Source organism: Paenibacillus silagei, from assembly GCF_017874735.1.
GTDB lineage: Bacteria > Bacillota > Bacilli > Paenibacillales > Paenibacillaceae > Paenibacillus_AQ > Paenibacillus_AQ silagei.
The window spans coordinates 119,204-139,004 of sequence record NZ_JAGGLV010000009.1 but is presented as its reverse complement, the minus strand read 5'-3'; the positions used below and the strand labels follow the sequence as shown (position 1 = coordinate 139,004).

Here is a 19,801-nt window from a genome sequence, read left to right as displayed (position 1 = left end):
GCTGTGCAATCTGTAAATATGTCCACTGATCCTAGCCTGAGGACATTTATTACCCTCCCCTGCGGCGGTAACATAAAGATATCAAAGAGCAGTCAGCTTTGAATTACCGGTCAAAGGGGAGTATACAGATGAAGCGATCCATGCAAAAGGGAGCATCACTTTTACTGATGGGTATGATGCTGGCACTGGTTGTAACCGCTTGCGGCGGCAACAATGCGAAGAATAACGGCGCGAACAGCGGAGGGGCCACACAGGGCGCGGACGGAGGCGGCAGCAGCGGCAAAAAGACAGAGCTGTTGTTCTGGTCACCCTTCTCCGGCTCGGACGGCCCGTTCATGAAGAAAATCGTTGATAAATACAACAGCTCCCAGGATAAGTATAAAGTGAATTTCGTGATCCAGCCGAATGGCGAATATTACAAACAGCTTGATGTAGCGCTCAGTACCGGCAAGGAACAGCCGGACCTGATGATTATGCATGTCGATCAGGTGCCGACGTACCAGAGCAAGGAGCAACTGCAGCCTGTGGATGAGCTGGCGGCCGCGGCCGGGATCAACCCGGCTGATTTTGCCGAAGCTCCGGTGAAATATGCCACGATCGACAATAAGCTGTATACGATCCCGCTGGACATTCATCCGGTCGTTATGTATTACAACAAGGATCTGTTCGAGAAGGCGGGCATCACTGCGCCTCCAGCGAACCGCGCCGAATTCGATGCCGCTGTGCTGAAGCTGACGGACAAATCCAAGGGGGTCTATGGATACGTGGTGCCGACTCTCTGGCCGCAGCAGTTCATCTTCCCGTCCCTCGTCTGGCAGAATGGCGGGGAACTCTGGAACGGAACGGATGTAGCCTACAATTCACCTGAAGCGGTGGAGATGGTACAGTGGCTGCGCGATATGGTAGACAAGGGTGTCTCCCCGGCCAATGTTCAGCAGGATGGTGAGAATACCCTGTTCCTGCAGGGCAAGAACGCCATCCAGTTCAACGGGCCGTGGATGAAATCCCAGTTCGATGAAGCCGGGCTGAATTATGGCGTCGCTGTCATGCCTCAGATCGGCAAGGTGAAGCAGGCTATTTATGCAGGCTCGCATGGCTTCGTCGTTCCCAAGGCCGTGACAGACAGCACGAAGCTGGCCGGTATCGGCGATTTCCTGAAATATGTCTCCGGCAACTCACTGGACTGGGCGGAATCCGGGCAGGCGGTAGCTTCCAAGACCGTGATGGACAGCGCCGAATTCAAGGCTATGGAGTTCCAGAGTACGGTATCCCAGAGCTTCTCCTCCGTACAGTTCGCACCGAATGTGCTGAATTGGGGGACCATTATCGAGCCGGTATGGGGAGAGCTGAGCAGTGCCCTTCTTGGCAAAAAATCACCGCAGCAGGCGATGGATGATGCTGTAGCCAAATCCCGTCAGGCGATGAAATAGCTCCGTGGAGCGGATCTTTCGGTTGGTATGGCGGGGAGCGGGAGCTTCCCGCTTTTCCTTATCCTTATGCTAAGGAGGAAACACTTTTGAAAACCCTGTGGACTTCACGCTTGACCTCATTTCTGTTCGTGCTGCCCTATCTGGCTGCCTTCGCGCTGTTTCTGCTCTTCCCGATTCTGTATGGCTTTGTCATCAGCCTGCAGGACTTCGAGCTGCTGTCTGCCGCCCACCCCTTTGTGGGGCTGCGTAATTACATGACCATTTTCACCCCGGGGACCTATGAGAACAGTATTTTCTTCCGCGGGCTGTGGACCACCCTTCAGTTTGTCCTGTACTCGGTTCCGCTGCTGATCATTACCGGACTGGGGATCGCGATGCTGGTCAATGCGCTGCCGGCGAAGCTCCGGGGTCTGTTCCGCACCTTCTATTTCCTGCCCTACGCGCTGTCAGCTTCCGTGATGGCTGTCATCTGGCTGATGATGTTCGATACGAATGCCGGGTTCATTAACAGTCTGCTGCAAAAGCTGGGCCTGACCGGCATCCCCTGGCTGACCGCTACGCCATGGGCCTGGATTGCGCTGGTGCTTACGACACTCTGGTGGACGATCGGCTTCAATATGATTATTTTTGTGAATGCGCTCAATGAGGTGCCGGAGGATTATTATGAGGCGGCTTCCATGGACGGGGCGAATGCCTGGAAGCGTTTCGTGTCAATTACCTTGCCCTCCATCCGGCCGGTCATGCTGTTCGTAATGATCACATCAACCATCGCCTCCTTCAATATTTACGCCCAGCCGTTTCTGCTGACGCGCGGGGGGCCGGGAGATACCACCCGGGTGCTGCTGATCAATGTGCTGGACCAGGCGTTCGTGCGCAAGGATATCGGTTCGGCTTCGGCGATGGCGATTCTGATGGCACTGCTGATCATGCTGGTGTCTATCGTACAGTTCCGTCTTACGAACCGGAAGGAGAAGGTATAGATGGGAAAAGCCAAAAAAACAGGCCTGCTGCTGCTGGCCATCCTGATTGCGCTGTTCGTGCTGCTGCCGCTGGTCTGGATGCTGTCGACTGCGTTCAAAAATGATTTTGAAGCCCTCTCGGGGCGGATGAACTTCCTGCCGAAGAAGCCTACGCTGGATAATTTCGTCCAGGGGCTGAGCGGGGAGCTGATGAATACCCCGATTCTGCGCTGGATTGTCAATTCCCTGTCGGTGGGGATTGCGGGCACAGCGATCGTACTGCTGATCGATTCCATGGCGGCGTTTGCCCTGGCCCGTCTGCCGGATCTGCCGCTGCGCCGCACGCTGCTGGCGATGTTCATTGCTTCGCTGATGATTCCAGGCGTACTGACTTTTCTGCCGATGTACATCGAATTCAATACACTCGGTCTGATCAATACCTATCAGGCGCTGATCCTCCCGGCTACCGCCGGGGCATTCGGGGTATTCCTGCTGTACCAGTTCTTTGTCTCCTTCCCGAAGGAGATCGAGGAAGCGGCCCGGATCGACGGGGTGAACAAGTGGAATCTGTATCGGAGAATTCTGCTGCCTTCAGCGGTGTCGATCATGACGACACTGGGGATTTTCACTTTTATGGGGATTTATAATGATTTTGTCTGGCCGCTGTACGCGACCACCTCTCCGGAGATGCGGACGATCACCGCAGGGATTGCCATGATGGCCACCGGCAGCTATACCCAGAGCTATGGTAAATTAATGGCCATGACCACCATCGCGGCGCTGCCGGTGCTGATCCTGTTCATTGCCGGCCAGAAGTCGTTCGTTAGGGCGATTACCAGCTCGGGAGTGAAATAGCGGAAGACGGGGAGGGAAGCAGATGAGCACGAAATCAGAAATACCGCAGAAGGCATGGGCAGGCAAACATTCACGTAGAATAATCTACTCCCTTGCGGCGCTTCTGTTCTTTATACTCGCAGGAGGTGCATACTTGTTGCTGAAGCCCAATAACGGCGTTAAGGATGAAGTCTATAAGGGGCATGGGGGAACATTCAAGAACACGCTGGCCGAGATCGATACGCCTGATCCGAGTGTGATCTACAAGGATGGATATTATTATATGACCTTCACCCATAACGGAACGGATATTATGGTGATGAAGTCGCTCACCCTGGATTTCCGCCAGGCGGAGCGGAAGGTCGTATGGTACCCGCCGGCGGAGACGGCCTACTCGGCGAATCTCTGGGCCCCCGAGCTGCAGTATATTCGTGGAAGCTGGTATATCTATTTTGCCGCAGATGACGGACAGAACGAGAACCACCGGATGTATGTGCTGCAAGCGGACAGCGGTGATCCGCTGGGCAGCTATACCTTCAAGGGTCAGGTCACTGACAGCAGTAATAAATGGGCGATCGACGGGCTGGCGATGGAGGTGGACGGGGAGCTGTATTTCGTCTGGTCCGGCTGGGAAGGGGAGGCAAACGCTGCGCAGAATACCTATATTGCTCCGATGAGTGACCCGCTGACGATCAGCGGACCGCGGGTGCTGCTGAGCGAGCCGCAGCTTCCCTGGGAGCAGGCCGGAGGCCCGCCTTATATTAATGAGGGCCAGTCCGTCCTTCATCATAACGGCCGTGTCTTCATTGTATATTCCGGTGCTGGAAGCTGGACTCCCTACTACAGCCTGGGACTGCTTGCCCTGAAGCCGGGCGGCAACCCGCTGGAGGCCGCAGACTGGATCAAGTCGCAAGAGCCCCTGCTGACCATGGATGAAGCTGCCGGAGTCTACGGACCAGGGCATAATTCATTCACGGTCTCGCCGGACGGAAGCGAGCAGTGGATCGTCTATCATGCCACGACAGGGGCGGAGGACGGCTGGAACAACCGCAAGGCACGGGCCCAGCCGGTTAGCTGGGATGCTGACGGCCTGCCGGTCTTCGGCAAGCCGCTGCCGCTGAGTGAGGCCATCCCGGTTCCCGCAGGCATGGGCGTGCTCCAGGCGGAAGCGGCCCTGCGCAGCGGGAACAAGCTGGAATTCCCGTCCCTGCCGTCCACGGTGGACAGCATGCTCCCGCTGCTGGTGCATTATGTGAATCCGGGAGGAGAACCGGCCGGGGCGGCAGTCTCGGTGAATGGCGGTCCGCCGGCGGTGCTTCCACTGCCGCCATCCGGCGCGGGCCAGACCGGTTATGCTTATCTGAGTCTGCCGTTCACAGCCGGGAAGAATACAGTAGCTATAGAGCTGCCGGAGGGTGCTGCGGCAGAAGTGCTAGCGATTGAAATTCCGCGATATGAAGGCGAGGCTCAAGCCATGGAGGGGAACGCGGCGGCAGAGGATAATCCCTTTGCCTCGGGCGGGGCAGCGGCTGTCTTAAGCGGCAGCGGAGCTGCGCTGAAGTTCAGCCATCTTCAGGTCCCGCACAGCGGAACCTATACGGTGCTGGTGGCGGTGATGAATGCTTCGCTGGACGCGAAGCTGGAGCTGGCGGTGAACGGAGGTGCGAAGACGGCCTATTCCCCCCTCCCGCAGGAACGCAATCAGCTTTCCCTCTGGCAGCTGGAGCTGAAATTACAGAGGGGGGCGAACGAGATCATTCTTTTTGACAGACAAGGCAGCTTCAGTATAGATTATATGGATATATGGCAGAAGAGTGAATGAGCAGGTAGATTCATAGACGGGAAGCAAGACGGGGGCTTACTCATATGAGAGATACTAGCTGCAAGACCGGATACAGACGCATTAAACTGAGTGCGCTTTCAATTCTGCTGATTGTACTGCCGCTGCTGGGCGGGTGTGGTGCAGAGAAGAAGGAGACGCCGCCGGCACCTGCTGTCCAGCCGGTGATTCTCGAATACTGGACCCCGTTCAGCGGGGGAGACAACATCTTCATGACCAGGCTGGTAGAGCAGTTCAACAAGGAGCACCAGGATATCCGGATCGATCAGATCAACTCCCGGCTGGATGATTACTATTCCCGGCTGCGGACAGCCATTCTGTCCGGCAATGCGCCGGATCTGGCGGTGATCCATGCCACCAATCTCCCGCAGTTCGTGCAGAACGGTTATATTGAATCGCTGGACGGTTTGGCTGCGGATACGGGCCTGGACTGGGGCCAGTTCAGCACCAAAATTGCCGAATCCACAGTCTACGGAGGCGCTCATTACGCGGTACCTCTGGATACGCACACCTTGGTGCTCTACTATAACAAGAAATATTTAAGAGCGGCCGGGCTGCTGGATGCAGCGGATAAACCGGTGATCGGTAGGGGAGAGCAGGGCTTTACCGCTTTTCTGCAAAAGCTGAAGCAATCCGTTCCGCCCGGTGTCGCACCGCTGGCTCTGCCCAGCACACGGATTGATTCCGTGTGGTTATGGTGGAGCCTGTACAATCAGATCGAGGGCGGCGGTGTCTTTTACAATCCGGACGGCACACAGGCGGTCTTCAATAATAAGGCATCGTTACAGGCGCTAGAGTTCGTCAACAGTCTGTACCAGCGGGAGCTGATTCCGCCAGGGATCAATGATGCCTTCAAGCTGTTCTATGACGGGGAGGCGGCGGTGCTGATTACCGGGGTATGGGGCACGGGCGCTTTTGAGAAGGCTGAGAAGCTGGAGCTGGGTGTTGTGCCGGTTCCGGTCATCTACGATCATCCGGCCGTCTGGGGAGATTCGCATACGCTGGCGATTCCGGCCCAAAGTGAGATGAGTACGGAGAAACGGAAGGCGGCGATGGCTTTTGCCCGTTGGGCCGTTGAGCACGGGGTAATGTGGGCGGAGGCGGGCCATGTCCCGAGTTCTCGGAAGGTAGTGGAGAGCAGGGCGTATTCCGCGCTGAAATTCCGCAGTGACTATGCGAATACCGCCAACTCCGTAGTCTATTGGCCGCGGAATATGAAGCAGTGGAGTATTAATGAAGAGATCATCCGGCAGTTTGAGCGGATGATCTACAAGGAGCAAAGTCCGGCGCAGGCGCTGCAGCAGGCGGTGGACAGCATCAACCTTCAACTGAAGAAATGACTGTAAGGGAGCAAGGGGGGGGAATGCGGTTGAAATCCTTTCGCGGCTGGTTCAGGAACCTGGCGCTTGCGCGCAAGCTTATTCTTATCAATGTCGTGTTCATTGTGCTTCCGCTGGGACTGATGGGCTATTTCGCCTTTGCCCGTTTCACCGAAACGACGGAGCGCAAGGTAGGCGATTATCAGCTCCAGACGCTGAAGCAGCTTACCCTGAATATCGATACCTATATGAATGAGCTGAACCGGCTGACCGTGATGCCCTATCAATATCCCAAAGTGACCGATTATCTGGCCACGAAGCGTGCTCCCGGCGAACCCCTGACGCTGGATGAGATCAGCGGACTCAACAGCTTCGTCACCCAGGTGTTTCTGAACGGCCGGGTCGATATTCTGGGCGTATCCCTGTACGGTACGGGCGGAGCTTCCTATGTGGTCATGCCGGAGAGCCAGTATGTCACGACTTACAAGCTGGATGAGAATGTGAGCTGGCTGAATAAGTTCAAGGGTCATTATGGACAGCCAGTCTATGTGGCCACGCATGATTTAAGGTCCAGCGGCGGAAATGTATATCAGGCCTTCTCCATCGTAAGGGAGCTGCGCAGCTTCGATGACGGAGCCACGCTCGGGTACATTGTCATTGATGTGGACCCCAAGTTCATCCGTGAGATTCTGTCGAAGGTAACGCTGGACCCCCAGGAGCTGCTGTACATTACGGATGATTCCGGCAACCTGGTTACCGGCAAGGATCACGGAATTCCGCAGGGAGTAGCTGATGGTTCCTCCGGAAGAACGGGCGAAGGGGTCAGCCATGTGAAGTCCGGGGGTGAAGGGCTGCTGGTCGCACATGTCACCTCTGAAGTGACCGGCTGGACCACCGTGGGCGTTGTGCCGGTGTCCGGTCTGATGAAGGATACCGAGGTGCTGCGCACGTATCTTATTCTCATTGGCGTGATCTGTGTAGGCCTAGCCTTGCTGCTGTATGTGTTCATCGCCTACCGGATCACCCAGCCGCTGCGCAAGCTGAGCCGGCTGATGCGCAGTGTTGAGCGCGGCGATCTGAGTCAGGCTTTTCCGGTGAGCGGAACGGATGAAGTGGGGCTGCTGGGCCATTCGTTTAACGGCATGATTGCCAAGCTCAGCGAGCTGGGTTATCTGCTCTATGAGACGGAAATCCGCGAGAAGGATGCGCAAATTGCCGCGTTGCAGAGCAAGATCAATCCGCATTTTCTATACAATACACTGGGCTCGATCAGCATGTACGCCGAGCTTGAGGGCAGCCCGGAGATTATAACCATGTCCAATAATCTGAGCAAGCTGCTCCGTTACAGTCTCAGCGGGCGCAAGGAGCATGTGACGCTGCAGGATGAGCTGGATCATGTAGGCGGCTATATGGCCATCCAGCAGATGCGCTATGAGGAACGGATTCAATTCACGATGAATATTGAACCCTCCCTGCTGGACTGCGAGGTCATTCCGCTGATGATCCAGCCGCTGGTTGAGAATGCGATTAATCATGCGCTGGACCAGGGGGTGGGCCGGGGCGTGATTACATTGACCGCAGGCAGCAGCAATCAGGTGCTTACCATTACAGTCGAGGATGACGGAATCGGTATGAATGCAGAAGCACTGGAGGCACTCCGGCTGCATCTGCGGAATACGGAGGAGCTCGGTGGGCGCTCCGGCAACGGGCTGCTGAATGTCCACCGCCGGATCGTGCTGCATTACGGGGAGGAATATGGCCTCTCGCTGGAGAGTATGCCGTATCAGGGCTTCAAGGCCGTGCTTACGCTGCCGGTCATTCATCATCAGGGCATTGCAAGGGAGGATGACGGGGTTGCCTAAAATATTGATTGTTGACGATGAATCGGTCTTCCGCAAAGGACTGCGCAAAATGATCACCAGCCTGGATAGCAACTGGGAGGTGGTCGGTGAAGCCAGCGACGGCTATGATGCACTCGACAAGCTGGCCGAGCTGTCTCCAGAGGTACTGCTCACCGATATCCGCATGCCGCGGATGGACGGTATCCAGCTGCAGCAATTGGCTGCGGGTCGCTTCAAGGATCTGATGACCATCGTGGTCAGCGGTTATGATGAATTCGCTTATGTGCAGCAGTCCATGCGCCAGGGGGCGAAGGACTATCTGATGAAGCCGGTGGAACGCCAGGAGCTGGGCCGTGTGCTGGAGCGGCTGGGGCAGGAGCTGGCCGAGCGTCACAAGCAGTCTGCGCGAAGCGATCAGCCGTGGCAGGTGCAGCCTGTGCTGAAACGGCATGTGGCCGGTCATCTGGCGGACAGTCTGCTGAAAGGCAAGACGGAAGATAGCGATTTGCGGCTGCTGCGTGAGCTGGGCTTCGCCTTCGGTCATCCCTATTTCATCTGCATGGTCATCAAGCTGGATAAGCATTCCGTGGAGAAGGAGCGTTATCAGCGGGGAGATGCATCGTTGTTCCTCCTGTATATCCAGCAGGTCGTCCAGGAGATGATCGATCGTCAGGCCGTAGGAATAAGCTTCGTGCAGTCGGATACTGAGGTGGTTGCCCTGCTGAATACAGCAGACCCGCAGCATTCCCTGTCAGCGCCGGGAGCACTGGGGGACCTGATCCGCAGGCAGATCCGTTCCTTGTCCAATCTGACGGTGACGATCGGGGTCAGCAATCCGGCAGAAGGGCTGCCGGGAATCCCCAGAGCCTACAACGAGGCCGGAATTGCCCTCCTGTACCGGTTGATTGAAGGCGGTGACAAGCTGCTGGATTATGCCAAAATGAAGCAGCGCCCCAACGAAGGCAGCGGCCCCCTGAAGTGGTCCTGGGAGATCCTGGAGAAGTCGATTACCGGCGGAAGAGGAGCCGGCATCGGCCCGATTGTGGAACATATGATCGAAGAGCTGTGCAGCACAGCCGAATCACCTGAGAGCATTCACCAGCAAATCTGCAAGCTGCTGCTGTATTATTATGAATTGTCCGAGGAGCTTGGGGTTACCGAATCATGGCTGGGCCCGAAGGATATCCGCACCATCCTGTTCGAGGTGTGCAGCCTCTCTTCACGGCAGGAGCTTGCCGAGCAATGCCGTGGGCTGCTGCTCACCCTAACCGGCTGCATTGCCGAATCCAGAGAGATGAAGGATATCGATCCGGTCACTGTGGCCCAGCGCTACATTTCGCAGCATTATCATCATCCGCTGAGTCTCAAGGAGGTAGCCGACAAAGTATATTTGAACCCGGTATATTTCAGCAATCTGTTCAAGCAGAGGACCGGCGTCACCTTTAGCGAATATGTCACCCACATCCGCATGGAGGAGGCCCGCAGGAAGCTGGCCTTTACCGGGGAGAAGATCAGCAGAATCGCTGAGGAGACGGGCTTCGGCAACGTGCGCCACTTCAACCGTGTGTTCAAGAATTGCAGCGGTCTATCGCCCAAAGCGTACAGGGACAGCTCGCGCAGGGTATAGACTGCTTCTATGGATGGCCTGAAGTGGCCAGCTGACGGACGTAGAGCAGGAGATTAAGGGCCTGCCGGCCTGCGACTGCACAGCGGAGCGCCGCTTGCGCTGATCCGCGCGATTGTGGAGCTAATGAAAATGGTGCATAAATTGCAACAATGTGTGTTAACCTGGGGCCTAGCTGATAGAAATCCTGCACAAATTACAACAATGTGTGCTCAGCAGAGGCTAATTTGAGGGGAATCCTGCAATAAATGCAACAATCCGCGTTATCTCGAGCCGAACTGACGGGAATCCTGCAATTAATACAACAATCAGCTATCGGCATCCGTAATCTGAAACTGGCGAGGGAGCATGCATAACCACACTCGCCTGTCCGGTGAGAAGCCGGGCCTGGAGCCAGTGTGTTAGCCCGGGGCTGTCTCATCCAGAATCACAACGCAATCGAACGAACAGCCTCCGCCGCTGTAACCAGCTGCTCGCTCCCCAGCTCCATATCCTTCAGCCGCAGCTTCTGCTCAGCGGCTTCGCTCTCTCCGACCATAATCACATAGCGGATGCCCTTGGCGCTGGCTGTGGCCAGCGTTTTTTTGAGCTTGCGCATGCCGGTGTCCACCGTGACCCGGATGCCTGCCGAACGCAGCGCAGCAGCAGCAACCAGCGCCTGCGGCATATACCCGCCAATGGGAATGATCAGAACGCCGGAACGCTCCGCCGCTGCCTGCTCCTGGCGTTCGCCTAACAGGGCCATGATCGACTCCATGCCGAAGGAGATCCCCACGGTAGGGTATTCGATATCATCACGCCCCACGAGCTTGCCGATGATGTCGTCATATCTGCCCCCGCCGCCCAGGCTGGACGTATAGCCGCCTGTGGCATCAAAGATTTCGTATACAGTCCCTGTATAGAATGACAGCCCGCGTGACAGAAATGGATCGAAGACGCACATGTCCGCAAGTCCAACCGCATCAATCAGCTGCTGCAAGGCCTGCACTTCGAGCGTCCCCGGCAGCCCTTCAAGCTTATACCGCTCCACCAGTTCCTTGAATCCCGGGTTCTTCAGCTCCAGTAGCTCTGAGATCAGTGTAACCGTCTGAGCGGTTAGCTGCTTGTCCGTCAGCTCTGCCAGCACCCCGCCGCTGCCGATCTTAGCCAGCTTGTCGAGGGTCAGCATCACCGAGAGCTGTTCCTCTGCCGGAACCCCGACCGCCCCGAGAATCTCACCCAGGAAGCGGCGGTTATTCCACTTCAGCACAACCGGAATCGCAAGGCGGCGGAACGCCTCTGCGGCGAGCTGCATCAGCTCCGCTTCCGCCTGCGGGCCGGCAATACCGACGACATCGGCGTCACATTGCAGGAATTCGCGCAGGCGGCCTTTTTTGACCGGACCATCCCGGAACACCTTCCCGATCTCATACCGCCGGTAGGGGAATTCAATGCCCGGATTTAAGGCAATCACCTTGGCAAAAGGGATCGTCAGATCGTAACGCAGCCCCAGCCTGCGCCCGCCCTGATCGGCCAGCTGGTACATTTCGCGCAGAATCTCATCGCCCCCGGCGTATTTGGAGGTCAGCAGCTCCAGCTCATTCAGCAGGGTTGTATCCATCGATTCGAAGCCGTACAGCTCGAACAACTCCTGCAGCGTAGTCCGCACCTTCTGGCGGATGGCCTGTTCCCGGCCGAAGTAATCATAAGTTCCTTTAATATTTTGCATCCTTGGCAGCTCCTTTGTCACTTAAATTCCGCTAAAATAAAAAACGCGCCGGACCCCATGGTCCTGCGCGCTTATCTATGCCGCAGGGAGGTCGAACGCGAAATGCGTTAGCCCTCCCTGAATGAATTCAGGTGTGCTAACGCTGCTTGTGATGATGAAGCTGATTCGTTATGATGGACAAGCGGTTCATGCGAATCAATTCCCTTCCGGCTGGATTACAGCACATTATAGCGGATCAGGAGCAACCGCGCAAGACCTGCATTATTTTCCATAAAGGAGCAATCATAATGAATCATACAGAGCTGATTACAGCAGCAGAGAACTTCGCGAAGGAGCAACTCGGCCAGGATACCACCGGCCATGACTGGTTCCATACTAACCGGGTGCGGAATACTGCGGCGCTGATCGCAAGAATGGAAGGGGCGAGTGTGGTCATCTGTACGATCGCTGCCCTGCTGCATGATGTAGCAGACGAGAAGCTGAACCCCTCCAAGGAGGCGGGGCTGCTCAAAGTACAAACATGGCTCACCGCACATCTGCCGGATGAAGCTGTGTGCAGGCATATTATGGAAATCATCGGGACAATGTCGTTCAGCGGCGGCGGGGGCGAGCCCATGTCAACGCTGGAAGGGCAGGTGGTCCAGGATGCGGACCGTCTGGATGCGCTCGGGGCGATCGGCATCACGCGGACGATGGTTTTCTCCGGTGCGAAGGGCCGTCCGGTCTATGATCCGGAGATTCCCCCGCGTGACGAATCGCTGAAGAAGGAATACCGCGATTATTCCAAGGGTACAGCGGTCAATCATTTTTATGAGAAGCTGTTGAAGCTGAAGGACCTCATGAACACCCCGTACGGCAAGCAATTGGCGGAGGAGCGGCACCGGTTCATGCTGATTTTTCTGGAGCAATTCGATAAGGAATGGAATCAGGGGGCGGAGTAGGTGTTATAATGGAATAATGCGCAAGATGGATGGAACGCGGGCTGGCCCCGCCTGAACCGGAACAATCAGCATAGAAGAGGTAGAATATAATATGAGTGAAGAACAAGTACAGTTTAGTGATTATGGTCTGAATGAGGAGATTATCCGCGCGCTGGAGGTTCTGAAGTATGTGGACCCCACCGAGGTGCAGCGGAAGGTGATTCCTGTGGCGCTGAAGGCGCAGGATCTGATCGTCAAGTCTCAGACCGGCAGCGGCAAGACCGCAGCCTTCGCCATCCCGCTCTGCGAGCTTGCCGATTGGGCGGAGAACAAACCCCAGGCGCTGGTGCTGACCCCTACCCGGGAGTTGGCCCAGCAGGTGAGAGAGGATATTACGAACATCGGGCGCTTCAAGCGGATCAAGGCGGTAGCCTTGTTCGGCAAGCAGCCTTTTGCCCCGCAGAAGCTGGAGCTGACCCAGAAGACGCATGTCGTTGTAGGCACGCCGGGCCGTGTATTCGACCATATTGAGCGCGGTACGCTGAACCTGAGCCGGATACAATATCTGGTGATTGACGAAGCGGACGAAATGCTCAGCATGGGCTTCATCGAGCAGATCGAGAAGATCATTAAGCAGCTGCCCAAGGAACGTGTAACGATGCTGTTCTCGGCGACACTGCCGGAAGTGATCAAGAATCTGTGCCGGAAGTATATGACGGACCCGGTGGATATTGAGATTGAAGCCAGCGGAATTACGACAGCATCGATTGAACATGCCTTGATTGAGGTTGTACAAGCTGCCAAGTTCGGACTGCTCAGCGACCTGCTGACGGTGGAGAACCCGGATAGCTGTATTATTTTTTGCCGGACCCAGGAGCAGGTGAATGCCCTCTTCCGCGGGATGGCCGACCTCGAATATCCGGTGGATAAGATTCACGGCGGCATGGAGCAGGACGAGCGGTTTGAGGTGATGAATGCTTTTAAGCGGGGCCAGTTCCGTTATCTGATCGCCACCGACGTTGCAGCCCGGGGGATTGATATCGAGAACATCACCCATGTCATCAACTACGATATCCCGCTCGAAAAAGAGAGCTACGTCCACCGCACCGGCCGGACTGCCCGCGCAGGCAAAAGCGGCAAAGCCATCACCTTCGTGACGCCGAATGAACACAAATGGGTCAGAGAAATCGAAGGCTATATCGGCTTCAGCCTGCCGGAGATGAAGGCTCCCTCGGACGATGCCGTGGCCTATGCCAAACCTGCCTTCGATCTGAAGCTGGGTAAGCAGCAGGTCCGCAAAGCCGGCAAAACCGAGGTCATGAACCAGGACATCACGAAGCTGTATTTCAATGGCGGCAAGAAAAAGAAGCTCCGCGCCGTGGACTTCGTCGGCACCATTGCGAAGCTTGAGGGCATTTCGGCTGAGGACATCGGGATCATCACGATTCAGGATAACGTGACCTACGTCGATATTCTGAACGGTAAGGGCTCGCTTGTACTGCAGGCGATGAAGGAGACTACCGTGAAGGGCAAGCTGCTGAAGTGCCATATCGCGAAGAAATAAACTACAATAACAGGAACTCTTTTTAAAGGATGGGCTTCTAATGAAGAAAGCAGACAAGTCAGCCTCCTAAATCCACTTTACACAAACATTTAGGAGGCATAGCCAATGAAATTTAATCCGATTGATATGGAGAACTGGAAGAGACAAGAGATCTTTAATCATTATCTGAACCAGGGCACGACCTTCAGCATGACGGCAGAAATTGAGATTAGCGGTTTATACCGGAAGATAAAGCAACAAGAATATAAGCTGTATCCTGCCCTTCTATTCTTAATGACCCGTGTAGTCAACTCCAATACAGCGTTCAGAATGGGGTACAATAGTGCGGGGGAATTAGGGTATTGGGACAAGGTAGACCCGCTGTATACGATTGCTGACAGTGTCTCGGAATCCTTCTCTGCAATTTGGACGGCTGGCACGGGTGATTTCAGAGCGTTCCATGATTCTTATCTGTCTGATGTGGAGAACTATAAGCATTCCGGGAGATTGTTCCCCAAGACGCCGATTCCTGAGCATACCTTTTCTGTATCTATGATTCCGTGGATGTCCTTTACCGGATTTAACCTGAATATCAGCAATAACGGGAATTACCTTCTGCCCATTATTACCGCAGGGAAATTTATGACTAAAGGCGATTCCATATACCTGCCGCTGTCGTTGCAAGTCCATCATGCGGTCTGTGATGGTTATCATGCAGGGTGGTTCATGAACGAGGTTCAGGCCATGGCAGATCGTGCTGAGGAATGGATTGGCGGGTGATTCAAAATAAAGAAACCTTCCGGTATACGGCTTAAGCCGCATTTCGGAAGGTTTTTTTGAAAATATAAGAATTTATAGGTTGCACACGATAACTTATCCTTATATTTCTCGCTGAAACGGTAACGTCCTTTGAAAGGACGGCACAGCCGTTTCCACTTGGTCCAATAGTCTTGTCCGCTCCGCATCAATAGAAGCCCCTAGGCATTGTACTGCGCCTGATACAGGCGGCTGTACGTGCCTCCGGCGTTCACCAGCTCCTCGTGGCGGCCTTCCTCGGAGATGCCGTCCTCGCTGACAACAACGATCCGGTCGGCGTTCTTAATCGTCGTCAGGCGGTGGGCAATGACCAGTGTGGTGCGGCCCACCGACAGGTCGGCCAGTGACTGCTGGATCGCTGCTTCTGTCTCGGTATCGAGCGCAGAGGTCGCTTCATCCAGGATCAGAATCGGCGGATTCTTCAGGAACATCCGCGCGATGGCCAGGCGCTGCTTCTGTCCGCCGGACAGCTTGACGCCGCGTTCGCCGATCACAGTGTCCATGCCATTCGGCAGGCTGTTAATCAGCTCCTCCAGGCGGGCCTGACGGGCAGCCTGCCAGATTTCCGGCAGCCCTGCATCAAGCTTGCCGTAGGCAATATTCTCACGGATCGTGCCGGAGAAGAGGAACACGTCCTGCTGTACGATCCCGATCTGCTTGCGCAGCGAGCTGAGCTTCATTTCCCGGATGTCGATTCCGTCGATGGAGATCGCGCCGCCGGTCACATCGTAGAACCGGGGGAGCAGGCTGCAGATGGTTGTTTTCCCCGCACCGGAGGGTCCGACGAAGGCAATCGTCTCACCGGCGTTAACGCTCAGGCTAATATCCTCCAGCACCTTGCGGTCGTCTTCATAGCCGAAGCTGACATTGCTGAAGCTGATATCCCCGCGAAGCGGGCCAACCGCTACTGCATCCGGTTTGTCAGCGATATCCGGCTCGGTATCAATGACTTCCAGATAACGTTTGAAGCCGGCAATCCCCTTCGGATAACTCTCGATTACAGCATTAATCTTCTCAATCGGCCGGAAGAAGACGTTGGACAGCAGAATGAAAGCGACGAATTCCCCGATTTCCAGCTCTCCCTGAATGAAGAACCACGCCCCGCAGACCATCACTACAATGGTGATCAGACGGGTCATCATATAGCTGACCGACGAGCTTTTGGCCATCAGCTTGTACGCCATCAGCTTGGTCTCACGGAACTTCTGGTTGTCCACAGCGAACAGCTCTTTCTCGAATTCTTCATTGGCAAAAGACTGGACCACGCGGATGCCGCCGACATTATCTTCAATCCGGGCATTGAAGTTTCCTACGTTGCCGAATAGACGGTGATAGGTTTCAGTCATGCTGCGTCCGAAGTGGATAATGACCCAGGCCATAATCGGCACGATGATGAAGGTGATCACGGCCAGCTGAAGATTGATATCGGCCATCAGCACAAATGCGCCGACCAGTGTCATAACGGCAATGAACACATCCTCCGGCCCGTGATGCGCGACTTCCCCGATATCGTTCAGGTCATTGGTTATTCTGCCGAGCAGGTGACCTGTTTTATTGTTGTCGAAGAACCGGAAGCTGAGCTTCTGGATATGATCGAACATTTTTTTGCGCATATTGGTTTCAATATTAATGCCCAGCATATGCCCCCAATAGGTAACGACGTAGTTCATTGCTGTATTGAGCGCATAGATCCCGAGCAGGGCAACGCAGGCAATCAGAATCAGCGGCCAATCTTGGCCCGGCAGCAGATCATCAATGAATTTATTGACAGCCACCGGAAAAGCAAGCTCCAGCAGACCGGCACCCACCGCACAGGTGAAATCAAGGATAAACAGCTTCTTGTAAGGACGGTAATAGGAGAAAAAACGACGCAGCATCTCTTGTTCACTCTTTTCTGTAATATGTTATGTATCTGGTTATTGAGATTGATTCTCAACTGAACCTATGTTTAGGATACTAAAGCGGGTTACACGTTTTGTCAACGGTGAGAACATTTAAATTAGAAATATACTGCGGAATTCATTGCCGTTTAACCCATACCGAAAAGCGGTTTTATACATATTTTAACAGTATACGGGCATAAAGGAGGAGTTAACATGAGCGAAAATATTGGGGGATACGGCGGAGTCTTCACTTCAACTGGAGCGATTCTGGTTCTGTTCATCCTGCTCGTCATCATCACTAAATCCTTCTGTCTCTAATTCTGTTTCACCTGTTGCCCTGCCGCCAGCCCTGAGACCGGCGGTTTTCTTCAAATATAAGAATTTATAGGTTTCACACGATAACTTAGCCTTCTATTTCTCGCTGAAACGGTACCGTCCTTTAAAAGGACGGCAAAGCCGTTTCCACTTCTGCCTAGGAGGCTGCTCCATCAAGCGATATGGTATAATGAAATAATGCGCCTTGGTTGAAGGGCGTAATACATATAGCGGCTGTATTCCCTGACAAGCCCCGGGCTTGACGGGTGCTTTGCTGCGACCTGGAGGTACAACATGAAGCTCGGCCGTGAAAATAAAAAGAGGACAAGCCCGGCCTTGTCCTCATCTGCTGCGGATATCCGCAGCAGATGGATGCTCGTCTTCGGAATCATCTGTGTGGCCGCTGCCCTGCGCGCCCCGTTCACTTCCGTCGGACCTCTGCTGGAGATGATCCGGGATGACCTGGGGTTGTCTAATACTCTGGCGGGAGCGATTACGACTTTACCTTTACTGGCTTTTGCCCTGCTGTCACCGTTTGCGCCCCGGCTGGCCCGCAAGCTGGGACTGCCCAATATCCTGGTGCTGGCCATGCTCACGCTGTCCATGGGAATTCTGGTTCGTTCGGCTTCCGGCACGGTAACCTTCTTCGCAGGTACGGCGATGATCGGTCTGTCGATTGCCGTCTGTAATGTGCTGCTGCCGGGACTGATCAAGGGGAAATTTCCGCACCGCATCGGTCTGATGACCGGAATCTATACCGTGTCCATGAACATATGTGCAGCGGCTGCTTCGGGGCTGAGTGTTCCCTTGGCCACCCGTGCGGGGCTGGGGTGGAGAGGAACGCTGGCGCTCTGGTTCATGATTGCTGCACTGGCTACGATTTTCTGGATTCCGCAGCTGAAGAGTCTGGGCGCAGGGCAGGCAGGCACTGCATCCCCTTCAGCGGCAAGGGTCTGGCGCTCCCCGCTCGCCTGGCAGGTTACGCTGTTCATGGGGCTGCAATCCCTGCTCTATTATGTGCTGATTGCCTGGTTCTCGGTGATCCTAGGTGAGCGGGGGATGTCTGCCGGCCATGCCGGCTGGATTCTCTCGCTGATGCAGCTGGCCCAGCTGCCGTTCACCTTCTTCGTGCCGCTCTGGGTGGGAAGGATGAAGAACCAACGGTTGCCGGTGGTGATAACTTCGGTTCTGTTTATCACTGGCATCCTTGGCGTCTGGCTGGGCAGTACCGCACTGATGGCATTATGGGCTATCTGCATAGGGATTGCCGGGGGCTTCGCCTTCGGTCTGGCGATGATGTTTTTCAGCCTGCGCACCCGGACCACACAGGAGGCCAGCGAGCTGTCAGGGATGGCTCAGTCTGCCGGATATTTGCTGGCGGCGGCGGGACCTGCACTGTTTGGCCTGCTGCATGATGCTGCGGGGAGCTGGAATCTACCGCTTGCGCTGCTTGTATTAGCAAGCGTACTGCTGTTTGCAGCCGGTATGGGGGCCGGACGCGACAGATATGTGGGAGACCGCTTATAAACGATGGGCCCGTCAGCTTGGCGGGGTCAAACTATAAGTTTGTATAAGATTTTCGCAGAGAAAGTGCATTGAAAGCTGATCCTGGCATGCTACTATTGTGTTTAAGATCATCTGAGAATGATTATCAATGAAATTAGACACAGGAGTGAAGAGAGACATGAACAATTGGGGCCGAAAAATCATTTGGACCGCTGTACTTATCCTGGCAATGTCCGCTATCGCGGCCTGCGGAACGAATAACAAGGCTGCGGACGGTAAGAATGTCCAGACAGGAAATGCGGCAGCTGCCAGTGCAGCTCCTGCAGAGACTGGCGGAGCGACAGCTTCAGAAGGGGCAACACGGACGGTCACCGGGGAATTCGGGGAGGTGGAGATTCCGGCGAACCCTCAGCGGGTAGCGGGAATCTACGTGGAAGATTACTTGAAGGCGCTTGGCGTCACCCCGGTGGTGCAGTGGTACCATCCCAGCTGGGGCAAGCAGGATTATCTGAATCTGGATGTGCCTGAATTTGATATCAGCGGCAGCATAGAAGCGCTGCTCGATAAGAAACCGGATCTGATCATTACCGATGGCGGTGCAGATGCCGCTAAGGTTGAGCAGTATTCCCTGGTAGCCCCAACCTACCGCCTGCCGGAGAGCGTATTGCAGGATTCAAGGCTAATCCTTACAGCGGTTGCAGACGCGCTCGGTATTCCTGAGAAGGGGAAGGCTGTACTGGCCGAATATGACCAGAAGGTAGCAGACGGCAAAGCCGCGTTGCAGCAGGCCTTGGGACAAGAGAAGGTGGCTGTGATCCGGCTTAATGTGGCAGACAAAACCGTTGCTCTTTTTGGAGTCAAAAACCGTTTTACCGGTGTGCTCTATAGTCAATTCGGTCTGACACCTGTTCCTATGGCCGCTGAGATGACGGAATTTCAGTCGATCATCTCCGAAGAAGTGATCCCCGAGCTTGAAGCGGATCATATCATTGTGTTCCCTGACAACGGGGAGTGGGATACTGCGGCTAACCAGGAGGCCATCAAGATGCTGGATGGTCCCCTCTGGAAGAACCTGCCTGCGGTGAAGAACGGCAATATCTACCGGATGGAGCGTTCGCACTGGCAATCCGGGGGGATTACCGCCAACCAGATGAAGCTGGATGATCTGCTTAAGGTAATGGTGAAGTAATTCAGCGTTAAGCGACGGTGAGTCTATAAGCGAGAAGAAGGTCTATCCGCAAGGTTGATAGATCTTCTTTTTTG

General features: G+C 55.1%; 16 protein-coding genes. 14 read left to right on the top strand and 2 right to left on the bottom strand.

Annotated elements, in window-relative coordinates:
* Positions 1–128: 128 nt before the first annotated feature.
* The 7 genes from J2Z70_RS15370 (at position 129) to J2Z70_RS15340 (ending at position 9,850) form a co-directional block, all read left to right on the top strand.
* Positions 129–1,430: an ABC transporter substrate-binding protein gene (locus tag J2Z70_RS15370; protein WP_209874475.1), complete on the top strand. Its 1,302-nt coding sequence runs from the start codon at positions 129–131 to the stop codon at positions 1,428–1,430.
* A gap of 86 nt (positions 1,431–1,516) precedes the next feature.
* Positions 1,517–2,410, top strand: coding sequence for a carbohydrate ABC transporter permease (locus J2Z70_RS15365; RefSeq protein WP_245368253.1), 894 nt, complete (start codon positions 1,517–1,519; stop codon positions 2,408–2,410).
* Positions 2,411–3,244, top strand: coding sequence for a carbohydrate ABC transporter permease (locus tag J2Z70_RS15360; RefSeq protein WP_036725349.1), 834 nt, complete (start codon positions 2,411–2,413; stop codon positions 3,242–3,244).
* Positions 3,245–3,380: 136 nt separating this feature from the next.
* The gene (locus J2Z70_RS15355; protein ID WP_245368252.1) at positions 3,381–5,045 is read left to right on the top strand and encodes a family 43 glycosylhydrolase; all 1,665 of its coding nucleotides are present in this window, start codon (positions 3,381–3,383) and stop codon (positions 5,043–5,045) included.
* 44 nt (positions 5,046–5,089) lie between these two features.
* Complete coding sequence (locus tag J2Z70_RS15350) at positions 5,090–6,403, top strand: ABC transporter substrate-binding protein (protein WP_209874469.1); 1,314 nt, start codon at positions 5,090–5,092, stop codon at positions 6,401–6,403.
* Between the two features lie 29 nt (positions 6,404–6,432).
* The gene (locus J2Z70_RS15345) at positions 6,433–8,244 is read left to right on the top strand and encodes a cache domain-containing sensor histidine kinase (RefSeq protein ID WP_245368251.1); all 1,812 of its coding nucleotides are present in this window, start codon (positions 6,433–6,435) and stop codon (positions 8,242–8,244) included.
* Entirely contained in the window at positions 8,237–9,850 is a 1,614-nt protein-coding gene (locus J2Z70_RS15340; protein ID WP_209874463.1) for a response regulator, read from the top strand. The genes J2Z70_RS15345 and J2Z70_RS15340 overlap by 8 nt, the downstream gene beginning before the upstream one ends.
* Before the next feature lie 424 nt (positions 9,851–10,274).
* Here J2Z70_RS15340 and J2Z70_RS15335 read toward each other — a convergent pair whose 3' ends face one another.
* The gene (locus J2Z70_RS15335; RefSeq protein ID WP_209874459.1) at positions 10,275–11,555 is read right to left on the bottom strand and encodes a histidine--tRNA ligase; all 1,281 of its coding nucleotides are present in this window, start codon (positions 11,553–11,555) and stop codon (positions 10,275–10,277) included.
* 121 nt (positions 11,556–11,676) lie between these two features.
* Between J2Z70_RS15335 and J2Z70_RS15330 the strand changes: the two genes are divergently transcribed.
* From J2Z70_RS15330 to catA, 4 genes are all read left to right on the top strand, one after another.
* Positions 11,677–11,829 (top strand): hypothetical protein, encoded by a 153-nt coding sequence (locus J2Z70_RS15330; protein WP_209874456.1) that lies wholly within the window; start codon positions 11,677–11,679, stop codon positions 11,827–11,829.
* A gap of 13 nt (positions 11,830–11,842) precedes the next feature.
* Positions 11,843–12,496 carry an HD domain-containing protein gene (locus tag J2Z70_RS15325; RefSeq protein ID WP_209874453.1) on the top strand — a complete coding sequence of 218 codons (654 nt, stop codon included), beginning with the start codon at positions 11,843–11,845 and terminating at the stop codon, positions 12,494–12,496.
* 91 nt (positions 12,497–12,587) lie between these two features.
* On the top strand, positions 12,588–14,039 hold the full coding sequence (locus J2Z70_RS15320) for a DEAD/DEAH box helicase (RefSeq protein ID WP_209874451.1): 1,452 nt from the start codon (positions 12,588–12,590) through the stop codon (positions 14,037–14,039).
* 105 nt (positions 14,040–14,144) lie between these two features.
* Positions 14,145–14,798 (top strand): type A chloramphenicol O-acetyltransferase, encoded by a 654-nt coding sequence (catA, locus tag J2Z70_RS15315; RefSeq protein ID WP_209874448.1) that lies wholly within the window; start codon positions 14,145–14,147, stop codon positions 14,796–14,798.
* A 197-nt stretch (positions 14,799–14,995) separates the two neighbouring features.
* Here the strand turns inward: catA and J2Z70_RS15310 are convergent, their stop codons facing one another.
* Positions 14,996–16,711: an ABC transporter ATP-binding protein gene (locus J2Z70_RS15310; protein ID WP_209874446.1), complete on the bottom strand. Its 1,716-nt coding sequence runs from the start codon at positions 16,709–16,711 to the stop codon at positions 14,996–14,998.
* 219 nt (positions 16,712–16,930) lie between these two features.
* Between J2Z70_RS15310 and J2Z70_RS15305 the strand changes: the two genes are divergently transcribed.
* The 3 genes from J2Z70_RS15305 to J2Z70_RS15295 all read left to right on the top strand — a co-directional run bounded on the left by J2Z70_RS15305 (position 16,931) and on the right by J2Z70_RS15295 (position 19,727).
* Complete coding sequence (locus J2Z70_RS15305) at positions 16,931–17,035, top strand: YjcZ family sporulation protein (protein WP_209874443.1); 105 nt, start codon at positions 16,931–16,933, stop codon at positions 17,033–17,035.
* A 291-nt stretch (positions 17,036–17,326) separates the two neighbouring features.
* On the top strand, positions 17,327–18,559 hold the full coding sequence (locus J2Z70_RS15300; RefSeq protein WP_209874440.1) for a CynX/NimT family MFS transporter: 1,233 nt from the start codon (positions 17,327–17,329) through the stop codon (positions 18,557–18,559).
* Between the two features lie 157 nt (positions 18,560–18,716).
* Complete coding sequence (locus J2Z70_RS15295) at positions 18,717–19,727, top strand: ABC transporter substrate-binding protein (RefSeq protein ID WP_209874437.1); 1,011 nt, start codon at positions 18,717–18,719, stop codon at positions 19,725–19,727.
* The last annotated feature ends 74 nt before the right edge of the window (positions 19,728–19,801 follow it).